The following is a 22,446-nucleotide window of genomic DNA, read 5'->3' as shown; positions in this document are numbered from 1 at the left end:
GCCGTTGCCCTGTCCGGTGTGCCCTATAACAATAAAATCGCGGTTGCGATGCGTGGCCGCGTAGTGGGCTCAACCAAAATCGTATGAATAGCACGGCTGATATTCTGTTTTCGCCCGAAGAAGCCGCCGAAGCTGCCCTGGATTTCCTGTTCTGCTGGCAGCTGCCGCTCGGGGCGAGCGTTTGGGGAAAGCTGGGTGAGGGGTGGCGCTGCCTAGCGCAGCGGGGGGATGTGTCCGCCCTGCCGACGCCGCAGGCGGGTGTCCCGCACCCGCCGCTGGATGCTGCCGTCTGCTGCCAGGTACTGGGCAGCCACGCGCAGCCGCTCGGCTTCCTGTTCTGGCATGGCTGCGCCGCCAGCGAGCGCACCGCGCAGCTGGCGCTGCTGCTGACCGGACACCTGACCAGCGCCAGCCTCAGCAATGACCTGAGCGCGGCGCGCGTCACCCACCATACCCTGCTCGACATCAACCGCCTCGCCAACGAGTCGCAGAATGTCGAGCACTTCCTGCGCCGGCTGCACCGCGCGGTGAGCCGGCTGATGCCGGCCGACAACTTCTATATCGCGTTGCTGGACGAGGGCGGCAGCGTGCTGCGCTTTCCCTATTTCGCCGACGTGATGGAGCCGCGGCCGCCGCGGCCGGACGAGGTGTTTCCCTGCGGCGGACAGACGCCGTCGCTGACCGCCTGGCTGTGCCGCCAGCACTCCTTCATGTTGTTGTCGGGCGCCGAGATCGACAAGCTGTGCCGGCAACACGGCGTGGTGATGTCCGGGCTGATGCCGTCGTGGTGGATGGGGGTGCCGCTGCTTGATGCCGCCAGCAAGGTGGTCGGCGCGGTGGTGGTGCAGAGCTACGACGTGCACCAGCGCTTCGATGACGCGGCGCAGAGCGCCTTCCTGTTCATCGCCCACCATATCGCCAGCGCGCTGGACCGGCTGGCGCACCGCGCCGAGCTGGAGCGCAAGGTATGGCTGCGCACCGCCGAGCTGGAAGGCATCAACATCCGCCTGCACGCCGAGGTGGCCGAGCGCAAGCGCACCGAGCAGCTGCAGAGCGTGCTGTTCCGCATCGGCGACATCTCCAATACCAGCCTGTCGATGGAGGCCTTCTTCGTCGGCCTGCACAGGTTGCTGTCCGAGTTCATCGACGCCAGCAACTGCATGGTGTGCCTGCACGACAGCGAGCGCAACGAGCTGAGCTTTCCCTATTGTTCCGACCTGTACCTGACCGATCCGCTGCCACAGCGCCCCGGGCGCGGCCTGCTGGAACAGGTGCTGCACAGCGGCCGCCCGCTGCTGCTGGCCGAAGCCAGCGGCCATGTGCTGCTGGCCAGCGACGATCACGACATCGCGGTGCCGGTCAGCTGGCTGGGGGTGCCGCTGTACAGCGGCAACGAACTGCGCGGTGTGCTGGCGGTGCAGAGCTACGAGCCGAGCGTGCGCTACTCCTACCGCGACCAGGAACTGCTGGAGTTCGTCGCCAACCACATCGGCAGCGCGCTGGCGCGGGTGCAGGCGCTGGACGACCTGCAGCGCGCCTATGCCGACCTGGAACAGCGCGTACTGGAGCGCACCAACGAGCTGGATGCCGTCAACGCCCAGCTGCAGCACGACAGCCTGCACGATCCGCTGACCAAGCTGCCCAACCGCAGCTATTTCTCGCGCGTGCTGAAGCGCAACTGGGACCAGTTCCAGCTCGATCCGACGCAGCGTTTCGCGGTGGTGTTCATCGACCTTGACCGCTTCAAGCTGGTCAACGACACCCTCGGTCATCTTGCGGGCGACCACCTGCTCACCGAGGCCGGGCAACGCATCCGCAGCTGCCTCGGCTATGCCGATTTCCTGGCCCGTCTCGGCGGCGACGAGTTCGCGGTGCTGCTGTCCGGCGTCGACTCGCTGGAAGAGTGCGAGCGGCTGGCGCAGAGCCTGGTCGGCGAGTTCGAGCGTCCGATCATGCTGTCCGGGCGCGAGCTGTTCACCACCGTCAGTGTCGGCCTGGTGCTGGCCGACAAGGAACACTACTCGCGCGCGGAAGACCTGCTGCGCGACGCCGACCACGCGATGTACCGCACCAAGCAGCGCGGCCGCCACGGCTACACCCTGTTCAATCACGAGCTTCGCCGCAACCAGGCCGACCAGCTGGCACTGGAGGCCGAGCTGCGCCACGCGCTGGAAAACCGCCACGAACTGGTGCCCTACTACCAGGCGATCGTGGACAGCCACAGCGGCAAACTGGCCGGCTTCGAGACGCTGGTGCGCTGGCACCACCCGCAGCGCGGCCTGATCGCGCCGGGGGTGTTCCTGCCGATGGCGGAGGAAAGCGGCCTGATCCTGAAGCTGGACCGCTACATGATCGAGCACGCCTGCGCGCAGCTGGCGCAGTGGTATGGCAGCGGCCGTATCGACCACGCGGTGTGCCTGCACATCAACCTGTCCTCGGCGCACTTCCACGATCCGGGGCTGGTCGGCTGGCTGCAGGAGCTGATGCAGCGGCACGCGCTGCCGGTGGGCACGCTGCACCTGGAAATCACCGAAAGCGCGCTGATCGACGTGCCGGACGTTGCGATCGAGGTGATGCGGCAGCTGAAGGAGCGCGGCATCTGCCTCGCGCTGGACGACTTCGGCACCGGCTACTCGGCGCTGTCCTACCTGCACCGCTACCACTTCGACGTGCTCAAGATCGACCAGGCCTTCGTGCGCGACATCCACTGCCACGAGGAATCCTCCGCCATCGTGCGCGCCATCCTGGCGCTGGCGGCGGCGCTGGGGCTGGACGTGGTGGCGGAAGGGGTGGAAACCATGCTGCAGGTGCAGACCTTGCGCCAGCTCGGCTGCCCGCGGCTGCAGGGCTACTACTTTGCCCGGCCGGCACCGGCGGCGGAGCTGGACTGGTCGCGGCTGGCCGGCATGCAGCAGGAGCTGGCTCACGCCGGCGACGGTTTGCTGCCGTCGCTGGCATGAGTGCAACGGGCTTTCTTTCTCGGCGCGCTATTGCGAAAATCGGGTTTTGCCCCATTTGCACTAGTCGATGACCCTGTTTATAGAATCCCGCGGCCGTGGCCCGGATCTGGTGCTGCTGCACGGCTGGGGGCTGCACGGCGGCGTGTTCGAGCGCGTTGCGGCCAACCTTGAAGCCGATTTCTGTCTGCACCTGGTGGATCTGCCCGGCCACGGCGCCAGCGCCGCGGCCGCGCACTTTGACGCAGCGGCGATTGCCGACGCGCTCGCCGGCCACTTCCCGCTGCCGGTGCATCTGCTCGGCTGGTCGCTCGGCGGCCTGATCGCGCAGCACTGGGCGGCGCAGCATCCGCAGCAGGTGCGCAGCCTGGCGCTGGTCGCCACCAGCCCGCGCTTCGTGCGCGACGAAGCCTGGCCGCATGCGCAGGCCCGTGAAGCGATCGAGGGCGTCGGTGCCAATCTCGACACCGCTTTCGAGCTGACGCTGGAGCGCTTTCTCGCGCTGCAGATGATGGGCGCGCCGGCGGCACGCGACACGCTGAAGGCGCTGAAGGCGCAGCTGTTTGCCCATGGCCGGCCGCAGGGCCTGCTGCCGGCGCTGCACTGCCTGCTGCACGCCGACGCGCGCGCGCTGGCACCGGCCATCGCCTGTCCGGTCGGCCTGTTCTACGGCGCGCGCGACGCGATCACCCCGATCGGGGCCGGGCGCTGGCTGGCCCAGCAGCTGGCCGACGCCACTTTTTACGACTTTCCCCAGGCTTCGCACGCACCGTTTCTGTCGCATGAAACGGACTTTGTCGAAGCCCTGCGACTACATCTGGAACAGCACGCATGAGCGAAGCGTTTTACACCGACAAAGACCGCGTTCGCGCCTCGTTCGAGCGGGCGGCCACCAGTTACGACTCCGCCGCGGTACTGCAGCGCGAGGTGTCCGACCGCATGGCCGAGCGTCTCGACTACATCAAGCTGCAACCGGCGGTGATCCTCGACGCCGGCAGTGGTACCGGCTACGGCGCGGCGATGCTGCGCCAGCGCTATCCGCAGGCGCGGGTGCTGGAGCTGGACCTCGCGCACGGCATGTTGTGCGCGTCGCGCGAGAAGCAGCGTGACAGCCAGGGCATGCTCGGCCGCCTGTTCCGCCGCCCGGCGCCGTGGCAGCTGTGCGCCGACGTCGAGCGCCTGCCGCTGGCCGACAACAGTGTCGACATGATCTGGTCCAATCTGGCGATCCAGTGGGTCAACGTGCCGGACAGCGTGTTCGCCGAATTCCAGCGCGTGCTGAAGCCGGAGGGCATGGTGATGTTCTCGACGCTGGGGCCGGACACGCTGACCGAGCTGCGCGCCGCCTTCGGCGCGGTGGACGGCGCCACCCACGTCAACCAGTTCATCGACATGCACGATCTGGGCGATGCGCTGATGCACTGCGGCTTCTCCGAGCCGGTGATGGACATGGAAAAGATCGTGATGACCTACGACAGCGTGCGCGAGGTGATGCACGATCTGAAGGCGATCGGCGCCCACAATGCAACTGCCGGTCGCAATCGTGGTCTGATGGGCAAGCATACCTGGCAGCGGATCTGCGACGCCTACGAAACGCGGCGCCGCGACGGCCAGTTGCCGGCAACCTACGAAGTGCTGTACGGCCACGCCTGGAAGGCGCAGCCGAAGAAAAAGCCGACCATTCTGGCTGACGGCAGCCAGGTGATCGAATTCAGTCGTTCCCCACCCAAGCAGTGAGAGCCTTGCCCATGTGGTCTGTGTCCAGAATTGCAGCCAGTGCTGCAATTTTTTTATTGGCGGCGTGCACCACGCCGACCCCACCGGTGGTAGTGGTCCCGAAACCGGTACTGAAACCGAAAGTCGCACTGGCGCTGGGCGGCGGCGCGGCCAAGGGCTTCGCCCATGTCGGCGTGATCCGCGTGCTGGAGCAGAACGGCATCGTGCCCGACATCATCACCGGCACCAGTGCCGGCAGCATCGTCGGCGCCATCTATGCTTCCGGCGTCGACGGCGAGGCGCTGCGCTACCGTGCGCTGCGCATCAACGAGAGCGACCTGCGCGACTTCACCTTCTCCACCTCCGGCTTCCTGAAGGGCGAGAAGCTGGCGGCGATGGTCAACCAGCAGGTGGACGGCAAGAAGATCGAGCAGCTGACGCGCCGCTTCGGCGCGGTGGTCACCGATCTGGACAGCGGCGCGCGGGTGGTGCTGAAGAGCGGCGACACCGGCACCGCGGTGCGCGCCTCGGCGGCGATTCCCAACGTGTTCCAGCCGGTAACCATCAACGGTCGCCGCTATGTCGACGGCGGGCTGACCAGCCCGGTGCCGGTGATCGCCGCCCGCGAGATGGGCGCCGACATCGTGATCGCGGTCGACATCTCGGCCAAGCCCACCGGCAAGAGCGCGCTCGGCTTCCTCAGCCTGCTCGACCAGAGCCTCAACATCATGAGCCAGGCGGCGCTGACGCAGGAGCTGAAACAGGCCAACGTCACGCTGCGGCCGCGGGTATTGCACATCGGCTCCGCCGATTTTGACGAGCGCGGCGCGGCGATGCTGGAAGGCGAGAAGGTGGCGCGCGAAGGGCTGCCGGTGATCCGCCAGGCCATCGAGCGCTGGGCGACGGCGCGCAGCGCGGCCAAGTGATGCCATAATGCCTCCACCAGCAATTATTGGAGTTTCCGCATGATCATCCTGTACGGTTCCGCGCTGTCGCCCTGGTACAACAAGGCCAAAGTGGCCCTGCTCGAAAAGGGCGTCAACTTCGAGGAGCGGCTGCAGCGCCCGTCGCAGGACGAGGCGGTGCTGGCGGCCAGCCCGATGGGCAAGATTCCCTACGTCGACATCAACGGCTTCAAGCTGGCCGAATCCGGCGCCATCGTGGAGTGGCTGGAGGATGCCTACCCGACGCTGTCGCTGCTGCCGCCGTCGACCAACGGCCGTGCCCGCGCCCGTGAACTGGCGCTGCTGATCGAGCACTACCTGATCGCCGCCAGCGCACCGCTGGTGCGCCACGCGCTGTTCGGCGCGCCGCTGTCGGAGCAGGACAAGGCCGAGGTGGCGGCCAACCTCGAACGAGGTGCCGCCGCGCTGGCGCGGCGCATGGTGCCGGAGGGCAGCTGGTTGTGCGGTAATGATTTCACCGTCGCCGACATCGCGCTGGCGGTGGCGCTGCCGCATCTGGGCTATCTCGGCAGCACGCTGCTGGGTCACGACCCGCTGGCCAGCCTGCCGTTGCCACCGCAGTACCACGAGCGGCTGGCACAGCGCGCCAGCGTGGCACGCATGTGGCACGACCGCGAGCAGGCGCTGCGCAAGTTCCTGCCGCACTGAGCGAGCGCGGCGTCACCCGACAGCCATCCAGCCTCGCGGCGGATGGCTGTTTTGCCGTCTACGGCAGTCCTTCCTCGAACAGCGGCAGCTGCTGCGCCGCCGGGCTGTCCTCGCGCAGGCGCACGCCGACGCCGAGCAGGCGCACCGGCTTGTTGCCGCGGGCGAAGCCGGTGTACAGCAGCTGCTGGAATACGTCTGCGGCCAACGTTTGCCCGGCCAGCTCGACCGTGGTCTGGCTGAAGTCGGCAAACTTGATCTTGACGTTGAGGCCGCGAAACGCCGGCGTGCCGATGCGTTGCAGCCGCTGTGCCAGCCGCGTCAGCAGCGGCGCCAGCTCGGCCTCGCAGCTGGCGAGATCGGGCAGGTCGCGACTGTAGGTTTCCTCCACGCTCACCGATTTGCGCTCGCGCGAGGGCTCCACCGCGCGGTGGTCGATGCCGCGCGACAGGTCGTACAGGGTTTTGCCGAACTTGCCGAAGCGCTGCAGCATGTCCAGCAGCGGTAGCCGCTGCAGGTCGCCGCAGCTGTGCAGCCCCTGTGCCTTCAGCCTGGCGGCGGTGACGGCGCCGACGCCCCAGATCTTTTCCACCGGCAGGGTCTCGACAAAGGTGGCGACATCCTGCGGCCGGATGAGCCATTGCCCGTCCGGCTTGTTCCAGTCGCTGGCGATCTTGGCGAGAAACTTGTTGGGGGCGATGCCGGCGGAGGCGGTGATGCCGACCTCGTCGCGGATGGCGGCGCGGATCTCTTCCGCCATCAGGCTGGCGCTGCCGTGGCAGTGCGGCTGGCCGCTGACATCGAGGTAGGCCTCGTCCAGCGATAGCGGCTCGATCAGCTCGCTGTAGCGGTGGTAGATCGCCTGCACCGCGAGGCTGGCCTGCTTGTAGCGGGCAAAGTCCGGCGGCACGATCAAGAGCGCCGGGCAGCGGCGCAGCGCCAGCGACGACGGCATCGCCGAGTGCACGCCGTAGCGGCGCGCCTCGTAGTTGCAGGTGGCGATCACGCCGCGCTGCCCCGGCTGGCCGCCGACGGCGAGCGGGATGTCGCGCCACGCCGGGTTGTCGCGCATCTCCACCGCGGCGAAAAAGCAGTCGCAATCGATGTGGATGATCTTGCGCTGGATGCTCACCTTGCCGCCAACCCGGTGTCAGCCGCCGCGCTCGCTGTGGCCGAGATCCTTGTCCGGCGCGATGCGGTCGCGCAGCAGCTGTTTCAGCTGCTTGATGTCGGGAAAGCCGCCGTCGCGTGCGCGGTCCCACAGCAGTTCGCCGTCGACGCGTACCTGGAACACGCCGCCACTGCCGGGTTGCAGCGCGACTTCGCCGAGTTCCTTTTCAAAGGTGGTCAGCAGTTCCTGTGCCATCCAGGCGGCACGCAATAGCCAGCGACAGCCGGTGCAATAGCGGATGGCGACAACGGGCAACAGCGGGGAAGTGTCAGAGCTCATGAAGGTTGGCCGCAAGCAAAAAGGCCATGGTAATGCCGAATACGAGAGGGGGAAACCCGAAGGGACGCTGCACCGCTACCTTGCTTCGCAATATCTCTGTGTTGTTGTGTCGTGGCTCTTTGAAGAGCTGTATTTTCTCCTCCATCACCCGGCTATCTGTGTAAACTTGGCGCTGTGCGTGGAGGCAGCGGTGCAAACGCAGGGCCAGTGTGCATCAAGCCGGTGCATTGGGGAAGCACGCTGCGCGATTGTCCGACAATGTTGCTTTGCACCATGTTACATCTTTGCAACGTTTGCTTACATTTATCGATAGTGCCGCCTGCGGCTACAGTGCCAGCGTCGGATTGTCGATCAGGAAGCGCTCCATGTCGCCGGCTGGCAGCGGCCGGCTGATCAGGTAGCCCTGCGCGTAATCGCCGCCATGCTCGGCCAGAAAGCGCGCCTGGCGGATGTTCTCGATGCCCTCGCCGGTGACCGAGGCACCGAGGGTGTGCCCCATCGCCACGATCATGCGCACCAGGTTGCTGCCGCCGACGCTGTCCGGCACCTGGTCGAGGAACTGCTTGTCGATCTTCAGCTTCTCAGTGGGGAAGCGGCGCAGGTAGCTGAACGAGGCGTAGCCGGTGCCGAAGTCGTCGATGGCGATGCCGATGCCCTGAGCGCGCAGCTTGTGCAGGTTGCTGTCGATGGTCGGCGTGTTGCGCAGCGCCAGCCCCTCGGTCACTTCCAGCTCCAGCGCGTCACCGGGTAGGTGGTGGGTGGCCAGCTGGCTGGCGACCACCTCGGCAAAGCGCGCGTCCTCCAGCTGCACCAGCGACACGTTGACCGAAATCACGAACTGGCTGAGATAGCGCGCGCGCCACTGCACCGCCTGGCGGATGGCTTCGCCCAGCACCCACTCGCCGATGTCCTTGATCAGCCCGGTTTCCTCCGCCAGCGGGATGAAGTCGGTCGGCGGGATGCGGCCAAGGTTGGGGTGTTCCCAGCGCACCAGCGCCTCGGCGCCGGCGACACGGCCGTTCTTCAGCGACACGTAGGGCTGGTAGTGCAGGCTCAGCTCGCCGCGCGCCACCGCCTGGCGCAGGTCGTTCTGGATGTGGTGGCGGCGGCGCCAGTTGTCGTTCATCTCCGGGCGGAAGCGCACCCAGTTGCCGGCCGGGTCGTTGCGCGAGATCTGCAGCGCCAGCTCGGCGTGTTCCAGCAGGCCGTCGGCGTGGATGGTGTCGTGCGGGTAGATGCTGAGGCCGGTGCTCAGGCGCAGGAACAGCTGCTGCTCCTGCAGGAACAGCGGTTGCCGCAGCTGGTCGCACAGGGCGTCGGTGCGCTGGCTGATGCTCAGCTCGTCCTCGTCCAGCAGCAGCATGGCAAAGCGGTTGTCGGCGTGGCGCGCCACCATCTCGCCGTTGCGCGCCAGCTTTTCCAGCCGTTCGCCGAGCAGGCGTATCAGCTGGTCGCCGCTGTCGCGGCCGTACAGCTCGTTGATGTTGGCGAGGCCTTCCAGCGACAGCATCATGCAGCCGATCGGGCGCTTGTCGCGCGCCTGGCTGTTTTCGCGCTGCTGGATCAGTTCGCCCAGCTGCATCTGCAGCCGCGAGCGGTTGGGCAGGCCGGTGAAGCGGTCGTAGTAGAACTGGCGGTACAGTTCGCCCTCGGCCTGCAGCCGGGCGGAGGACTCCATCACCAGCGCGATGATGTCGGCGGCGGAGCAGATGAAGTTGACGTCTTCCTGGCGCCAGGCGCGGCGCAGGGTGCGGCTTTCGGCGCAGATGATGCCGTGCTGCAGGCCGCCGACCATGATGCTGGCGTCGAGCATCGCCTTGATGTCGCGCTCCGCCAGATGGGCGCGCAGCGACAGCAGCCGTTCGTCTTGCAGCGGCTGCACGCTGCTGAGGTAGCGCTGTTCTCGCAGCGCGTCGAAGTAGTCGGGGTGCTGCTCCAGCAGCAGCACGTCGCCGCTGAAGCGCAGGCTGTCGCCGGTATCGACGCCGGCGAGACAGTGCAGGCTCTGCTGGTCGGCGCTGAACTGCCACACGCTGACGCGGCTGACGCCGAGGGTCTGTGCCAGCAGCGGCAGGATCTCGTCGATGTACTCCTGCAGCACCTGCGTTTCGCTATGGCGCGCCGCCACCAGCTGCTGCAGCGCGCGGCCCTGCTGTTCCAGCCGCTGCGAGCGGCGCACATTGGCCTGTTGCTGCAGGTAGCCGGCGCGCACGATCAGCCCGGACAGAAGCAGCATGAAGGCCAGCAGCAGCAGGCTCTGCGGCAGCAGCCGCTGCAGTACCGCGTCGCCGGGGCGCTCGTTGTCCCATTCCAGCAGCCCCAGGATCTGACCCTGGCTGTTTTCCAGCGCCAGCGCCGCGCTGTGCTGCGGCGTGGCTGAGAAGTTCAGCGACAGCCGGCGCAGCGAGTTGCTGGCCGCCATCTCCTGCAGCAGGCGCTGGTCCAGCGCGCGCGCGAACAGCAGGTAGCGCGCGCGGCCATCGGGCGAGGCGCCGGATTCCAGCGCGATGCGCTGGATCGCCACCAGATAGATGGCGGTCTGCGGCTGGCCGGTCAGGCTGTTGCCGTGCTGCTGGCGCAGCAGCAGGCTGGGGCCGGCACTGGCCTGCTGCGGGTCGTAGCGGTCGGCCTGGCGCAGCAGGTTCTGCCACTGCCGCGGCTCCAGCTGCAGCAGTCGTTGCGGCTGCGGGCTGACCACGCCGCGGTCCAGCGCGTACAGCACGCCGGCGGCGGGATCGAGCAGCAGTGCGATGTCGACATCCAGATTCTGGTACACCGAGCCGGTCAGGTTGGCCGCAAGCCAGGCCTTGTCCATCTGCGGCGACTGGCTCTGGCGGTACATCTCGTCCCACACCGCGTAGTCGTTGAGCGACTGGCCCAGCGTCTTGCGCTGGCGCAGCAGCTCCTGTTGCAGGGTCTTGCGGGTGAGGGCGGCAACTTCCTCGTCGACCTTGTCGGCGGCGTTGTTGGCCAGCTGCCACAGCCCGGCCAGGCCGACCAGCAGGATCACCGCCAGCAGCAGGCCCGGGCGCAGGCGGAATGTCATCGAAAATGGACGCATGTCTCGGCAGTATTCGGGGTGCGGCGCGGACAGGGCGGGGCGCTGTCATCGCCGTTACATGTTGCGGTCAATAAAATGTCATGTTGTTCTGTCACGCTGCGGCAGCGATTTCACATTGACGCTGTTCAGGGAGTGTACCCAATGAAAACCATGCCTTTGCGCCTGCCGTTGCTGGCCATCCTGCTGTCGGGGCCAGTGCTGGCCGCCGGCCCATCCCCGTTTCCGACGCTGGACGGCAAGCCGCCGCTGGTGGTGGCGCACCGCGGCGCGTCCGGCTACCTGCCGGACCATACCCTGGAAGGATACGCGAAGGCGATCGAGCTGGGCGCGGATTATATCGAGCCGGATCTGGTCAGCACCAAGGACGGCGTGCTGATCGCGCGCCACGAGCCGAACCTGAAGGACACCACCGACGTCGCCCGGCACCCGGAATTCGCCGCCCGCAAGCGCACGCTGAAGGTGGACGGCGTCGAGGAAGAGGGCTGGTTTGCCAGCGACTTCACCCTCGCCGAGATCAAGACCCTGCGCGCGGTGCAGCCGCGTGGTGACCGCAGCAAGGCCTACGACGGCCAGTTCCTGATCCCGACCTTCGACGAGGTGCTGGCGCTGCGCGCGCAGCAATCGCAGGCGCTGGGCCGCGACATCGGCATCTATCCGGAAACCAAGCACCCGACCTGGCACCAGCAGCTGGGCCTGGCGCTGGAGCAGCCGCTGGTGGCGGCGCTTACCAAGTACCGGCTGAACCGCAAGGCGGCGCCGGTGTTCATCCAGTCGTTCGAGGCGGCCAACCTCAAGACGCTGCGCAAGCTGACCCCGAACAAGCTGGTGTACCTGCTCGACGCCAACGACGTGCGCCCGGACGGCAGCATCGACACCCTACGCCCTTATGACCACGTGGTGGCCGGCGACGCGCGCACCTACGCCGACATGCTGACCCCGGCCGGGCTGAAGGAGATCCGCCGCTTCGCCGACGGCATCGGCCCGTGGAAACCGTACCTGATCAGCTGGCAGGCGATGACCGACAAGGCCGGCAAGGCGATGGACGTCAACGGCGACAAGGTGGTCGACCAGCGCGACATGACGCTGCTGGAGCCGAACAGCGTGATCCGCGACGCGCACAAGCTGGGGCTGGTGGTGCACCCCTACACCTTCCGCAACGAGGCCAAGCACCTGGCGGCCAACTTCATGGAGCGGCCGGCGGAAGAGTACCGCCTGTTCTTTGCCGCCGGTGTCGACGGTGTGTTCACCGACTACACCGACACCGCGCTGGCCACCCGCCGCCTGATGCAGCAAGGCCAGTAAGCCCGCAGCCGGCAATGACAAGGGCCGCCCACCGGGCGGCCCTTTTGCGTGGGTGTGAGCGCCTCAGACGCGGTATACCGACACTTCCTGTTCCATGCCCTGCGACAGGCCCTGCAGGCGGTTGGCCAGCTCGGTGACGTGGCCGGCGGCGGCGGAATTCTCCTCCGCCATCTGCGCCACGGTTTCCACCTGCTGCGCGATGCTGTTGGCGGCGCTGCCCTGCTCGCGGATGGCGCTGCTGATCTCGCCGACCAGATGCCGGCTCTGGCCGGCGACATCGGAAATCGACTGCATGGTGCTGCGCGCCTTGGCCGCCTCGCCGACGCCGTTTTCCACGTTGTGGACCGCGCCCTGCATCCGCTCGGCGGCGGAGCCGGACACGCTCTGGATCGCGTTGATGATCTGCGCGATCTCCTGTGTCGACAGCGCGGTGCGCTCGGCCAGCTTGCGCACCTCGTCGGCGACCACGGCAAAGCCGCGCCCGGTCTCGCCGGCACGGGCGGCCTCGATTGCCGCGTTCAGCGCCAGCAGGTTGGTCTGCTCGGCGACATCCTTGATCACGCTGACCACGGTGGCGATGTCGCGGGTGCGGTCTACCAGCTGTGCCATCTCGCTGGAGGCACTGCCGACGGCGCCGGCGATGCTTTCGATCGACTGCGTGGTGTCGCCGATCACCTGCTCGCCCTGCTGCGCGCGCGCGCCGGTGTCCTGCGCCAGGTGGTTGGCCTCGAGGGCGCGGTCGGCGACATGGTTGATGCTGACGGTGATCTGTTCCAGCGCCGCTGCCATGGTGGCGGCGGATTCGCTCTGCGCGGAGGAGCCGGCGGCGACCTGCCTGGCGGAGCCGGCCAGCTCGGTGGCGGACTGCGACACGTCGCGCGCGGCGGTGATCATGGTGCGCAGGCTGTCCTGCATCTTGGCGATCAGCTGGTTGAAGGCGCCCAGCATCAGGGCGATCTCATCCTTGCCCTGCACCTCGCAGCGGGTGGTGAAGTCCAGCGTCTCGGCCAGCTGGCGGATGCTCTGCTGCGCACGGCTGACGCTGCCCACCACCTGGCGGTAGGTGCGCCAGCCGCTGAAACAGAGCAGCAGGATGGCGCCCGCGGCCACCGTGGCGGCAATCAACTTCGCCTGCAGGTTGACGTCGATGGCGTGTTGCTTGGCGCTGTCGGCCAGCTGCTGGTTGAACTGGGTGTGCTGCTTGGAGATGCCGTTGATGCGCTGGAAGATCACCCGCGCACTGTTGGCCATCACCTGTGCCTCTTCCTTGCGGTTGCTGCGCGAGGCGTCCAGGATCGGCGCGTAGACGCGGTTCAGCTCGGCGAGACCCTCCTTCAGCTTGCTGTGGTAGTCGCGGTCCTGCTCGTTGACGATCATCGGTGCGTACTGGTCCAGCGCGGCGGCCGCATGCTGGCTGTGCTCGGCGAAGGACTGCGCGATCTCGCCCATCTTGCTGTCGTCGCTGCTGAGAATGTGTGCCAGCAGCGAGTTGCGCTGCTCCAGCATCGCGCTGTCGAAGGCGGCCAGGGTCTGCATGCTCGGCATCACGTTGTCGCTGATGTGTTCCAGCTCGTTGTAGACGCGGTTGAGCTGCAGGAAGCTGGTGACGGCGAGGATCAGCAGGCCGCTGATGGCCAGTGCAATCAACAGGCCCAATCGTTGCGATATTTTCATGGTGTTGTTCCGCAGGCTAGAGTCGTTGCTCGAGTGTAGCGGAGAAATAATATGAAAAACGATTATGTTGTTGGTGAGGCGGCGATTGGTGAATAGTTACGGGTGGGGCGGGGTTTGCGGCCAACGTTGGCCGCAACAGCGCGATGGCAGGCGCCGCCCGGCGTGGTGCCGGGCGGGGATGGGCAGGCTTAGTGGCCGGCGGGGTGGACGGGTGCCATGCCGCTTTCCACGCTGACCTCTACGGTGACCTTGCCGGCTTTTTCAAATTGCAGCTGTAGCGGGAAGCGGTCGCCGCTGACCGCCTGTTTCGGTATCTGCAGCAGCATCAGGTGCAGGCCGCCGGGAGCCAGCTTTACCTGGCCGGCGGCCGGCAGCACGATGCCGCCGCTGACTTCGCGCATGCGCATCACGCCGTTGTCGTTGAGGTGCTGGTGCAGCTCGGCGCGCGCCGCCTGTGGCGTGCTGGCGGCCAGCAGCCGGTCGGCGCCGCCGCTGTTGCTGATGGTCATGAACACCGCCGCGGTCGGGCTGCTGGCCGGCATCGCGCGGCTCCACGGGTGGTCGATCTTCAGCGCGCCGGCGCTGTAGTCATGGGCAAGGGCGGGCAGCGACAGCAGGCCGGCGAGTGCGGCAAGGGCGAGTTTTTTCATGGTGTGCGAGGGCAGGTTGCAGTGGCGAAGAGCATAGCACGCAGCCTCCGCCGCCAGCTGCGGCATAATGTCGCAGCTGGCCCCATGGTCACGATTACCGTGCCGCCGGTTTCGCCCACGACGACGGCTGGCTACAATGCCTGCCCGCGCTGCCGCTGCTTGCGGCGGCCGCTGGCCTTATTTCCGGATCCTTACTTCCAGATCAAGAAGAACGATGTTCAAGACCCTGTATCTGCAGTTCCTGTTTGGCGGGCTGGTGAGCCTGCTGGTGATCACCAATCCGCTGTCCAAGATCCCGCTGTTCGTGTCGCTGACGCAGGGCATGAGCGAGCTGCGCCGTGCGCAGCAGGCGCGCATGGCCTGCGTCTACGCTGCGGCGATCATGCTGGTGTGCCTGCTGGCCGGCAACCTGATCCTGGCCGCGTTCGGCATTTCCTTCGGCGCGCTGCGTATCGCCGGCGGCTTCGTGGTGGCGGTGCTGGGCTACCGCATGCTGTTCCTGTCGCAGGATCCGGGCATGGCGCCGAAGACCAACCGCCGCGAGGACTATTCCTTCTTCCCGCTGGCGATGCCGGGCATCAGCGGCCCCGGTACCATCGCGGTGGTGATCGGCATCGCCACCGAGATTGCCGAACTGCACAGCCGCACCGAGAAGCTGCTCGCCTTCGGCATGACCATGCTCGCCATCGTCAGCACCGCGCTGGTGACCTGGCTGGTGCTGCGCTCGTCGACGCTGATCGCGGCGCGCATGGGCCGCGCCGGCACCGAGGTGCTGGGCCGGCTGATGGGCTTTTTGCTGATCTGCGTCGGGGTGCAGTTCATCGGCTCCGGCATCCGCACCTTCATGGCCGGTTCCTAAGCGGCCGGCGGCAGGGGTGGCCGCAAGATCGTTCAAGCCCCCGCCGCGGCGGCTGTGCCAGAATGCTGCCATCCCCTGCCGAGCCGTCACCATGTCCGCCGTTCCTGCCGAATACGCCCGCTACTTCCGCGCCGACGACATCGCGCCACTGGAGTGTCTGGACGCGTTCTACACCCGGCAGGTGTTCACCCCGCACTTTCACGAGGAGTACGTGGTCAACGCGCTGACGCTGGGCGCGCAGTCCTACCGCTACCACGGCAGTTCGCACGTCGCCGGCGTCGGCGCGCTGGTGCTGATCAATCCCGGCGAGGTGCATACCGGCGAATCGGCCGATGCCGCCGGCTGGGGCTATCGCGGTTTCTACCCGTCGGCGACGCTGATCCGCGGCCTCGCCAGCCAGCTGGCCGGGCGCCCGGTGGAGCCGTTCTTCCGCCAGACGGTGATCTACGATCTCGATCTGGCGCGGCGGCTGGCGCTGCTGCAGCCGTTGCTGGCGCAGTGTCACGACCGGCTGCAGCGCGAGAGCGCGCTGTACGCGGTGTTTGCCGACGTGCTGCAGCGGCACATGGGCGTGCGCGAGCGGGTGCTGGCACGCGACCAGCCGCGGCTGCAGCAGGTGCGTGCGCTGCTGGCCGACCGCCTCGCCGACAACCTGTCGCTGCAGCAGCTGGCCGACAGCGCCGGCCTGTCGCCGTGGCACCTCAACCGCAGCTTCCGCGCCGAATTCGGCCTGCCGCCGGTGGCGTGGCGCAACCAGCTGCGCGTGGCGCGTGCGCGCCAGCTGCTGGCGCAGGGCGTGGCGCCCGGGCAGGTGGCGGCGCAGCTGGGCTTTGCCGACCAGCCGCACCTGACGCGCGCCTTTCGTGCCGCGCTGGGGGTGACGCCTGCGGCGTACCAGCGCGCGGTGCGCAGCTAGCCGGCGCAAGATCGTTCAAGACGGCGCCGCTGGCGGCGGCCTACAATGCGGCCAACCTTTTGCTGTGGAGCAAGCATGTCGCAACGATTTCCCCCGCTGCTGGCCGGTGCCCGCGATTCGCTGCCGATGCTGGTCGGCGCCGCCCCGTTCGGCGTCATCTTCGGCACGCTGGCGATCGCCAGCGGCATTCCGGCGTGGGCGACGCTGGCGCTGTCGGCGCTGGTGTTTGCCGGCTCGTCGCAGTTCATCGCCGTCAGCCTGATCGGCAGCGGCACCGCGCTGCCGGTGATCTGGCTGACCACCTTTGTCGTCAACCTGCGCCACGCACTGTACAGCGCCACCTTGCTGCCCTACGCCCGCCACCTGCCGGCGCGCTGGCGCTGGTCGCTGGCGTTCTGGCTCACCGACGAGACCTTCGCCGTGGTCGAGCACCAGCTGCGGCAGCAGGACAACGAGTTCGACGGCGCCTGGTACTGGCTGGGCTCGTCGCTGGCGATGTACGGCAACTGGCAGCTGTGGACCATCATCGGCGTGTTGCTGGGGCAGAGCGTGCCCGGCCTCGCCGATCTGGGGCTGGATTTCGCGATGGTGGCCACCTTTGCCGCCATCGTCGCGCCGCAGCTGAAAAAGCGGCCGGTGCTGGTGGCGGCGCTGCTGGCCGGGGTGGTGGCGCTGCTGGCGCGCGAGCTGCCGTTCAAGCTGGGACTGATGCTGGCGGCGCTGGCCGGGGTGGCCGGCGGCGTGCTGGCCGAAAGGCTGGCGGCGATCGGTAAACCAGAGATGAAGGAGACGACATGAGCCTGCAACTGCTACTGACCATTGCCGGCATGATCGTGGTCACCTACGGCATCCGGCTGAGTTTTCTGGTATTCGGCCACAAGCTGAGCTTCCCGGCCTGGCTGTCACGCGCCTTGCACTACGTGCCGGCGGCGGTGCTGACCGCGCTGATCGTGCCGATGGCGCTGGCGCCGCAGGGCGCCATCGACCTGTCGCCGGGCAATGCCTACCTGCCTGGCACCCTCGCCGCGGCGGCGGTGGCGTTCTTCAGCCGTCACACGCTGGCGGCGATCGTCAGCGGTTTCGTGGTGTACGGCCTGTGGCGCTGGCTGCTGTGAGGTAAGCCGCCTGCGCGGCGGCGCTGGCCGCTGCGAACGAGCGTCTTTTTATCTTCTATCCGATGTGATCCTGTTTTGGGCTGCGCCGCGACGACCGGTCGCGGCGCAGGATGGCCGCGCCTGCTGGCATCGCATGCGGGCAGTGGCGAGCGCCCTAGCGCGGCGGCTGCAGCGCCTGCGCCGCCGCCACCAGCTGCGGCCACAGCCGCTCGGCGTCGGCGTGGTCGAAATCGGCGTGCTTGCGCTTGATTACGCCGTGGTCGGACAGCTCGATGCTCAGATCGGCGTGTAGTCCGGCCTGCTGCAGGCAGCCCTGCACGCAGCGCAGCGGACAGCCGTCCAGCGCCAGGATGCGGCGGCCGCTGCGTGCGGTACGCAACAAGGCGGGCACCTGGCCGCCGACGCCGGCGATGCAGGACATCTCGGCGTGGCCGGCGCGGGTGAGGCGCAGCGCGAAGTGGTTGGCCAGTTGCGCGGCGCTGGAGCAGCCGGAGCAGGCGTAGACCAGGGGCAGCGAGGGATCGGGTTTCATGGCGTCCAGCCTAGCGCGCCGGCCGTGGGCGCGCCATCGGCCGCATGGTCTAGGCCGGATGGCCGGCTTGCGGCCAACCTTGCGCCGCGCGCTAGCGGCGTTGCAGCTTGCCGATGCCCATCAGCATGCCGAGGCCGATGGCCAGCGACACGGTGGCGGTACCGCCGTAGGACATGAACGGCAGCGGCACACCGACCACCGGCAGGATGCCGGCGACCATGCCCATGTTGACGAACACGTAGACGAAGAACGACAGCGTGATGGCGCCGGCCAGCAGCCGGCCGTACAGCGTCGGCGCGCGCGCGGTGATCAGCAGGCAGCGGCTGATGATGCCGAGGTACAACGCCAGCAGCAGCAGGTTGCCGGCGAGACCGAACTCCTCGGAGTACACCGCGAAGATGAAGTCGGTGGTGCGCTCCGGAATGTAGTCGAGGTGGGTCTGGCTGCCGGCCAGCCAGCCCTTGCCCCACACTCCGCCGGAGCCGATGGCGATCATCGACTGGATGATGTGGTAGCCGGCGCCGAGCGGATCTTCCATCGGGTCGATCAGGGTCAGTACCCGCTTGCGCTGGTAGTCGTGCATCAGGTTCCACACCACCGGCAGGCTGGCGAGGAAGGCGACGCCGCCGCCGATGATGATCTTCCACGACAGCCCGGCAAAGAACAGCGCAAAAAAGCCGGCTCCCATCACCAGCGTGGCGGTGCCGAGGTCGGGCTGCTTCAGGATCAGCAGGCCGGGAATCACGATCAGCACCGCCGCCACCACGTAGTGACGCCAGTTGAGGGTGGTTTCGTATTTCTGGAAGTACCACGCCAGCATCATCGGCAGCGCGATCTTCATGATTTCGGACGGCTGGATGCGGGCGATGCCGACGTTCAGCCAGCGGGTGGAACCGTTGACGGTGATGCCGAACAGCTCGACGCCGACCAGCAGCAGCACGCCGGCAACATACAGCGGCAGCGCCAGGTGCATCACCGTCTGCGGACTCAGCCGTGCCAGCAGCCACATGATGAGCAGCGACAGCGCGGTGTAGACCAGCTTGTTGTCGATCTTGGCCCAGCTCTGGTTGGAGGCGGAAAACAGCGCGATCATGCTCAGCACGAACACGCCGGCGAGCAGCGCCAGCAGCCAGCCGTCCAGCGGGTCCATGATGGCGCGGGTGAGGCGCTTAGCGAGCGACACTTGCATCTTGCTTTCCTGTTGCCGAGGGCGGGAAGGTTTCCAGCTGGCCGCGGATGTCGTCGGGCAGCTTGCCGGTCAGGTAGTAGTCGAACAGCGCGCGCGCGATCGGCGCCGCGGCGGTGGCGCCGAAGCCGGCGTTTTCCACGATCACCGCCACCGCGATCTTCGGCTGCTCCACCGGGGCGAAGGCGATGAACCAGGAGTGGTCGCGGTGCTGCTCGGCCAGCGCGCCGGCGTTGTACTTGGCGCCCTGCTTGATCTGCACCACCTGCGCGGTGCCGGTCTTGCCGGCCATCGAGTACTGCAGGCCCTGGCCGAGACGCCAGCCGGTGCCGCCCGGCAGCATCACCGCGCGCATGCCCTGCTTGATGTAGTCGTAGTGCTGCTGCTTGAACGGCAGCTGCTTGTACGGCGCCGCCTCGATCAGGCGCGTCTTGCCGTTGCGGGCGTCGGTGACCTTCTGCACCAGGTGCGGGTGGAAGGCCTTGCCGTCGTTGGCCAGCATGGCAGTGGCATTGGCCATCTGCAGCGGGGTGTAGGTGTTGAAGCCCTGGCCGATGCCGATGCTGACCACGTCGGCCGGCAGCCAGCGGCGGTGCTCGTCGCGGTAGCGCGTGCCGGCAAAGCGGCGCGCCTTCCACTCCTTGGACGGCAGTACGCCGACCGCCTCGCCGTCGAGGTCGATGCCGGTGCGGCTGCCGAGGCCGAACTGCGCCAGCAGCGGGTGGATGCGGTCGATGCCCATGTCCCACGCCAGCTTGTAGAAGAAGGTGTCGCTGGATACCGCGATGGCCTTGGCCAGGTTGGCGGAGCCGTTGCCGCGCGGGTTGGAGTCGCGGAACTGGTGGCTGGAGCCGGGCAGGGTGAAGTAGCCGGGCGCCGGGCGGATCTCGTTCGGGGTGATGGCACCGGCTTCCAGCGCCGCCATGCCCATGAACGGCTTGAAGGTGGAGCCGGGCGGATACATGCCGCGGATGGCGCGGTTGATCAGCGGCCGCTGCCAGTCGCTGTTCAGGCTCTGCCAGCTCTGGCTGTCGATGCCGTCGATGAACAGGTTGGGGTCAAAACTGGGCTTGGACAGCAGCGCCAGCACGCCGCCGCTGCCCGGGTCGATGGCGACCAGCGCGCCACGGCGGGCGCCGAACAGCTTGTCGGCGACATCCTGCAGGTGGATGTCCAGCGCCAGTTGCAGCGTGTTGCCGTGTACCGGTGCGGTACGGCGCAGCGAGCGCACCGCGCGGCCGGCAGAGTCGGTCTCGATTTCCTCGAAGCCGTTCTGGCCGTGCAGGTCGTCCTCGTACACCGCTTCCAGCCCCAGCTTGCCGATGTGGGTGGCGCCGCGGTAGTTGGCGGTCTTCTCGTCCGCGGCGAGGCGGTCCTTCTCGCGCGGCCCGATGCGGCCGATGTAGCCGAGCACGTGGCTGGTCAGCTCTTTGTACGGGTAGTCGCGGTACAGCCGCGCCTTGACCTCGACGCCGGGGAAGCGCCACAGGTTGGCCGCCAGCCGCGCCGCCTCGACGTCGTCCATCTTCAGCCGCAACGGGACCGGCTCGAAGTCCTTCGATTCCGACAGGAATTTCTGGAAGCGCTTCAGGTCGCGCGGCGTGATCGGCACCACCTGGCCCAGCGCCTTGATGGTGGCGTCGAGGTTGTCGATCTTGTCCGGGGTCAGCTCCAGGGTGTAGGAGGCGTAGTTGCGCGCCAGCTCGATGCCGTTGCGGTCGACGATCAGACCGCGGTTGGGCTGCACCGGCACCAGCGAGATGCTGTTGTTCTGGGCGAGGGTGGCGAAGTGTTCGTACTGGAACACCTGCAGCCAGACGAAACGCGCCACCAGCAGCAACAGCATCAGCACCATGAACAGGTAGGCGACCAGCAGCCGCCAGTACAGCTGGCGTTCTTCGGTGTGCGGGTCTTTCAGGCGTGCGGCTTGCTTCATGGCGCTTAGTGCCGTTCGCTACGGTAGGGCAGCAGCATCAGCTTGGTCAGCAGCGGCCACAGCAGCGCACCGATCAGGGCCGGCAGGAAGTAGCCGAGGCCGGGCAGCGAGGCGCCGACGCTCCAGCGCGCGACCGCCATCAGCAGCTGGATCAGCATCATCAGCACCAGGATCACCAGCGTCTGCTGGCCGAGGTTGAACATCACCAGCTGCTGCTGGCGCAGCAGGATCAGGTAGGCGCCGACGGAGTAGGCCAGCGCATGCTGGCCGAACATGCTGGTCGACACCACGTCGGCCAAGAGGCCGATGCCGAAGGCCATGCCGATGCCGATGCGCCGCGGCTGGTTCACGCTCCAGTACAGGATCAGCAGCGCGACGAAGTCGGGCAGCCAGCGGTTGGAGCCTTGCGGCAAGGGCAGCAGCTCCAGCGCCAGCGCGACGACAAAGGTCAGCGTGATGAAGCGGCGCTTGACCGGCTTGAGCAGTTCTTGCGGGCGATCGTAGTTCATGACGGTCGGGACTGACGGCAATGGCGCAGCTGGGCACGGCCGCTGCCGGGGTGGAGGGCATCACGCATCATGGCGATTTCTTGTCGGTGTTGGCCGCGTCGGCGGGCGGCGATACCGGCACCGGCGGCGCGGCCGGCAGGCGGCGGTTGGGCATGATCACCACGAAGCGGCTGGACTGCACGCCGGCGATCACCTCGCTGCGCACGCGGGCAAAGGCGGCGCCGCCAAGGCGGTCGATCTGTTTCACCCGCGCCACCGGAATGCCCTGCAGGTAGACGCCGTCGACGCCAGAGGTGACCAGCAGGTCATTGTCGCGGATGTCGGTGCTGATCGGCAGGTAGCGCACTTCCACGCCGCCGCCAAAGCCGTACAGCAGCGCGCGATGGCCGGTACGCTCGATCATCACCGGCACGATGTAGTGGCGGTTGATCACCTGGGTGACCTCGGCGCTCAGCGGCTGCACGCGGGTCACCTGGCCGATGAGGCCGTTCTCGTCGATCACCGCCTGGCCGCTGGCGATGCCGCTGCTGCTGCCCTTGTCGATGATCAGGCGATAGGAAAACGGATCGCGCCCGGTGTACAGCACCTCGGCTACCACGCCGGCATGCGACGGCTGCGCCGCCAGCGCATTGAGCTGGCGCAGCTGTTGCAGCTCCTTCTCCAGCGACGACATGCGCATCAGGTGCGAGGACTGGATCAGGTCGCGTTCGCGCAGCGCGTCGTTCTCGCGCTTCAGTGCCGCCTGCGCAGTAAAGAAGTCGCCGACCTGCATGGTGAGGTTGAGCGGCACGTTGGCCGCACGCTGCAACGGGTACAGCACTACGGAAATGGCGTCGCGCGCCTTTTCCATCAGGCCGTACTGGCTGTCGCCGATCAGCAGCGCCAGCGAGGTGAGCACGCACAGGAACAGGCGGCCGCCGGGCTGCAGGCCCTGATTGGCAAAGCTGGGAGTGTTGGCAAAGTTCATGCAGCA

General features: G+C 67.4%; 20 protein-coding genes. 10 read left to right on the top strand and 10 right to left on the bottom strand.

Features of this window, described 5'->3' with window-relative positions:
• Positions 1–230: 230 nt before the first annotated feature.
• From C8E02_RS07150 to C8E02_RS07130, 5 genes are all read left to right on the top strand, one after another.
• The gene (locus C8E02_RS07150; RefSeq protein ID WP_245961095.1) at positions 231–2,960 is read left to right on the top strand and encodes a bifunctional diguanylate cyclase/phosphodiesterase; all 2,730 of its coding nucleotides are present in this window, start codon (positions 231–233) and stop codon (positions 2,958–2,960) included.
• 67 nt (positions 2,961–3,027) lie between these two features.
• Positions 3,028–3,792, top strand: a complete 765-nt coding sequence (gene bioH / locus C8E02_RS07145; protein ID WP_047965899.1) for a pimeloyl-ACP methyl ester esterase BioH — start codon at positions 3,028–3,030, stop codon at positions 3,790–3,792.
• Positions 3,789–4,694: a malonyl-ACP O-methyltransferase BioC gene (gene bioC, locus C8E02_RS07140; protein ID WP_047965900.1), complete on the top strand. Its 906-nt coding sequence runs from the start codon at positions 3,789–3,791 to the stop codon at positions 4,692–4,694. Before bioH ends, bioC begins: the two co-directional genes overlap by 4 nt.
• Before the next feature lie 11 nt (positions 4,695–4,705).
• A complete protein-coding gene (locus tag C8E02_RS07135; RefSeq protein ID WP_120810252.1) occupies positions 4,706–5,599 on the top strand; it encodes a patatin-like phospholipase family protein in 894 nt (297 codons plus the stop codon).
• A gap of 39 nt (positions 5,600–5,638) precedes the next feature.
• Entirely contained in the window at positions 5,639–6,286 is a 648-nt protein-coding gene (locus C8E02_RS07130; RefSeq protein WP_120810251.1) for a glutathione S-transferase family protein, read from the top strand.
• 58 nt (positions 6,287–6,344) lie between these two features.
• Here C8E02_RS07130 and dinB read toward each other — a convergent pair whose 3' ends face one another.
• The 3 genes from dinB to C8E02_RS07115 form a co-directional block, all read right to left on the bottom strand.
• A complete protein-coding gene (dinB, locus tag C8E02_RS07125; RefSeq protein ID WP_120810250.1) occupies positions 6,345–7,415 on the bottom strand; it encodes a DNA polymerase IV in 1,071 nt (356 codons plus the stop codon).
• Positions 7,416–7,433: 18 nt separating this feature from the next.
• Complete coding sequence (locus tag C8E02_RS07120; RefSeq protein WP_047965904.1) at positions 7,434–7,733, bottom strand: Rdx family protein; 300 nt, start codon at positions 7,731–7,733, stop codon at positions 7,434–7,436.
• Positions 7,734–8,058: 325 nt separating this feature from the next.
• A complete protein-coding gene (locus C8E02_RS07115; RefSeq protein WP_170152123.1) occupies positions 8,059–10,779 on the bottom strand; it encodes a bifunctional diguanylate cyclase/phosphodiesterase in 2,721 nt (906 codons plus the stop codon).
• Between the two features lie 156 nt (positions 10,780–10,935).
• On the opposite strand from C8E02_RS07115, the gene C8E02_RS07110 reads away from it, so the two are divergent.
• Positions 10,936–12,096 (top strand): glycerophosphodiester phosphodiesterase, encoded by a 1,161-nt coding sequence (locus tag C8E02_RS07110; RefSeq protein ID WP_120810248.1) that lies wholly within the window; start codon positions 10,936–10,938, stop codon positions 12,094–12,096.
• A 63-nt stretch (positions 12,097–12,159) separates the two neighbouring features.
• Here the strand turns inward: C8E02_RS07110 and C8E02_RS07105 are convergent, their stop codons facing one another.
• Positions 12,160–13,770 carry a methyl-accepting chemotaxis protein gene (locus tag C8E02_RS07105; protein WP_120810247.1) on the bottom strand — a complete coding sequence of 537 codons (1,611 nt, stop codon included), beginning with the start codon at positions 13,768–13,770 and terminating at the stop codon, positions 12,160–12,162.
• Between the two features lie 188 nt (positions 13,771–13,958).
• Positions 13,959–14,420, bottom strand: coding sequence for a copper chaperone PCu(A)C (locus C8E02_RS07100; protein WP_120810246.1), 462 nt, complete (start codon positions 14,418–14,420; stop codon positions 13,959–13,961).
• Between the two features lie 214 nt (positions 14,421–14,634).
• Between C8E02_RS07100 and C8E02_RS07095 the strand changes: the two genes are divergently transcribed.
• The 4 genes from C8E02_RS07095 (at position 14,635) to C8E02_RS07080 (ending at position 17,310) form a co-directional block, all read left to right on the top strand.
• On the top strand, positions 14,635–15,279 hold the full coding sequence (locus C8E02_RS07095) for a MarC family NAAT transporter (RefSeq protein WP_047965910.1): 645 nt from the start codon (positions 14,635–14,637) through the stop codon (positions 15,277–15,279).
• A 91-nt stretch (positions 15,280–15,370) separates the two neighbouring features.
• The gene (locus C8E02_RS07090; RefSeq protein WP_120810245.1) at positions 15,371–16,195 is read left to right on the top strand and encodes an AraC family transcriptional regulator; all 825 of its coding nucleotides are present in this window, start codon (positions 15,371–15,373) and stop codon (positions 16,193–16,195) included.
• A gap of 75 nt (positions 16,196–16,270) precedes the next feature.
• The gene (locus C8E02_RS07085) at positions 16,271–16,993 is read left to right on the top strand and encodes an AzlC family ABC transporter permease (protein WP_120810244.1); all 723 of its coding nucleotides are present in this window, start codon (positions 16,271–16,273) and stop codon (positions 16,991–16,993) included.
• A complete protein-coding gene (locus tag C8E02_RS07080; protein WP_047965913.1) occupies positions 16,990–17,310 on the top strand; it encodes an AzlD domain-containing protein in 321 nt (106 codons plus the stop codon). Before C8E02_RS07085 ends, C8E02_RS07080 begins: the two co-directional genes overlap by 4 nt.
• Before the next feature lie 154 nt (positions 17,311–17,464).
• On the opposite strand, the gene C8E02_RS07075 is transcribed toward C8E02_RS07080, so the two are convergent.
• From C8E02_RS07075 to mreC, 5 genes are all read right to left on the bottom strand, one after another.
• Positions 17,465–17,842 carry a putative zinc-binding protein gene (locus C8E02_RS07075; RefSeq protein WP_120810243.1) on the bottom strand — a complete coding sequence of 126 codons (378 nt, stop codon included), beginning with the start codon at positions 17,840–17,842 and terminating at the stop codon, positions 17,465–17,467.
• A gap of 91 nt (positions 17,843–17,933) precedes the next feature.
• Positions 17,934–19,031: a rod shape-determining protein RodA gene (rodA, locus tag C8E02_RS07070; protein ID WP_047965915.1), complete on the bottom strand. Its 1,098-nt coding sequence runs from the start codon at positions 19,029–19,031 to the stop codon at positions 17,934–17,936.
• Positions 19,012–20,964, bottom strand: coding sequence for a penicillin-binding protein 2 (gene mrdA / locus C8E02_RS07065; RefSeq protein ID WP_120810242.1), 1,953 nt, complete (start codon positions 20,962–20,964; stop codon positions 19,012–19,014). Before mrdA ends, rodA begins: the two co-directional genes overlap by 20 nt.
• 5 nt (positions 20,965–20,969) lie before the next feature.
• On the bottom strand, positions 20,970–21,473 hold the full coding sequence (gene mreD / locus C8E02_RS07060; RefSeq protein ID WP_047965917.1) for a rod shape-determining protein MreD: 504 nt from the start codon (positions 21,471–21,473) through the stop codon (positions 20,970–20,972).
• 67 nt (positions 21,474–21,540) lie between these two features.
• The gene (gene mreC, locus C8E02_RS07055) at positions 21,541–22,440 is read right to left on the bottom strand and encodes a rod shape-determining protein MreC (protein ID WP_120810241.1); all 900 of its coding nucleotides are present in this window, start codon (positions 22,438–22,440) and stop codon (positions 21,541–21,543) included.
• Between the last annotated feature and the right edge of the window lie 6 nt (positions 22,441–22,446).

This window comes from Vogesella indigofera, assembly GCF_003633895.1.
Lineage (GTDB): Bacteria > Pseudomonadota > Gammaproteobacteria > Burkholderiales > Chromobacteriaceae > Vogesella > Vogesella indigofera.
This window is presented reverse-complemented; position numbering and strand designations above follow the sequence as displayed.

Coding starts and splice junctions, on each gene's coding strand:
- C8E02_RS07130 (WP_120810251.1), top strand. CDS start 5,639: ATGATCATCCTGTACGGTTCCGCGCTGTCGCCCTGGTACAACAAGGCC.
- bioH (WP_047965899.1), top strand. CDS start 3,028: ATGACCCTGTTTATAGAATCCCGCGGCCGTGGCCCGGATCTGGTGCTG.
- C8E02_RS07115 (WP_170152123.1), bottom strand. CDS start 10,779: ATGACATTCCGCCTGCGCCCGGGCCTGCTGCTGGCGGTGATCCTGCTG.
- C8E02_RS07075 (WP_120810243.1), bottom strand. CDS start 17,842: ATGAAACCCGATCCCTCGCTGCCCCTGGTCTACGCCTGCTCCGGCTGC.
- mrdA (WP_120810242.1), bottom strand. CDS start 20,964: ATGAAGCAAGCCGCACGCCTGAAAGACCCGCACACCGAAGAACGCCAG.
- C8E02_RS07110 (WP_120810248.1), top strand. CDS start 10,936: ATGAAAACCATGCCTTTGCGCCTGCCGTTGCTGGCCATCCTGCTGTCG.
- C8E02_RS07085 (WP_120810244.1), top strand. CDS start 16,271: ATGTCGCAACGATTTCCCCCGCTGCTGGCCGGTGCCCGCGATTCGCTG.
- C8E02_RS07120 (WP_047965904.1), bottom strand. CDS start 7,733: ATGAGCTCTGACACTTCCCCGCTGTTGCCCGTTGTCGCCATCCGCTAT.
- C8E02_RS07100 (WP_120810246.1), bottom strand. CDS start 14,420: ATGAAAAAACTCGCCCTTGCCGCACTCGCCGGCCTGCTGTCGCTGCCC.
- C8E02_RS07135 (WP_120810252.1), top strand. CDS start 4,706: ATGTGGTCTGTGTCCAGAATTGCAGCCAGTGCTGCAATTTTTTTATTG.
- C8E02_RS07105 (WP_120810247.1), bottom strand. CDS start 13,770: ATGAAAATATCGCAACGATTGGGCCTGTTGATTGCACTGGCCATCAGC.
- mreD (WP_047965917.1), bottom strand. CDS start 21,473: ATGAACTACGATCGCCCGCAAGAACTGCTCAAGCCGGTCAAGCGCCGC.
- C8E02_RS07080 (WP_047965913.1), top strand. CDS start 16,990: ATGAGCCTGCAACTGCTACTGACCATTGCCGGCATGATCGTGGTCACC.
- bioC (WP_047965900.1), top strand. CDS start 3,789: ATGAGCGAAGCGTTTTACACCGACAAAGACCGCGTTCGCGCCTCGTTC.
- C8E02_RS07095 (WP_047965910.1), top strand. CDS start 14,635: ATGTTCAAGACCCTGTATCTGCAGTTCCTGTTTGGCGGGCTGGTGAGC.
- mreC (WP_120810241.1), bottom strand. CDS start 22,440: ATGAACTTTGCCAACACTCCCAGCTTTGCCAATCAGGGCCTGCAGCCC.
- rodA (WP_047965915.1), bottom strand. CDS start 19,031: ATGCAAGTGTCGCTCGCTAAGCGCCTCACCCGCGCCATCATGGACCCG.
- C8E02_RS07090 (WP_120810245.1), top strand. CDS start 15,371: ATGTCCGCCGTTCCTGCCGAATACGCCCGCTACTTCCGCGCCGACGAC.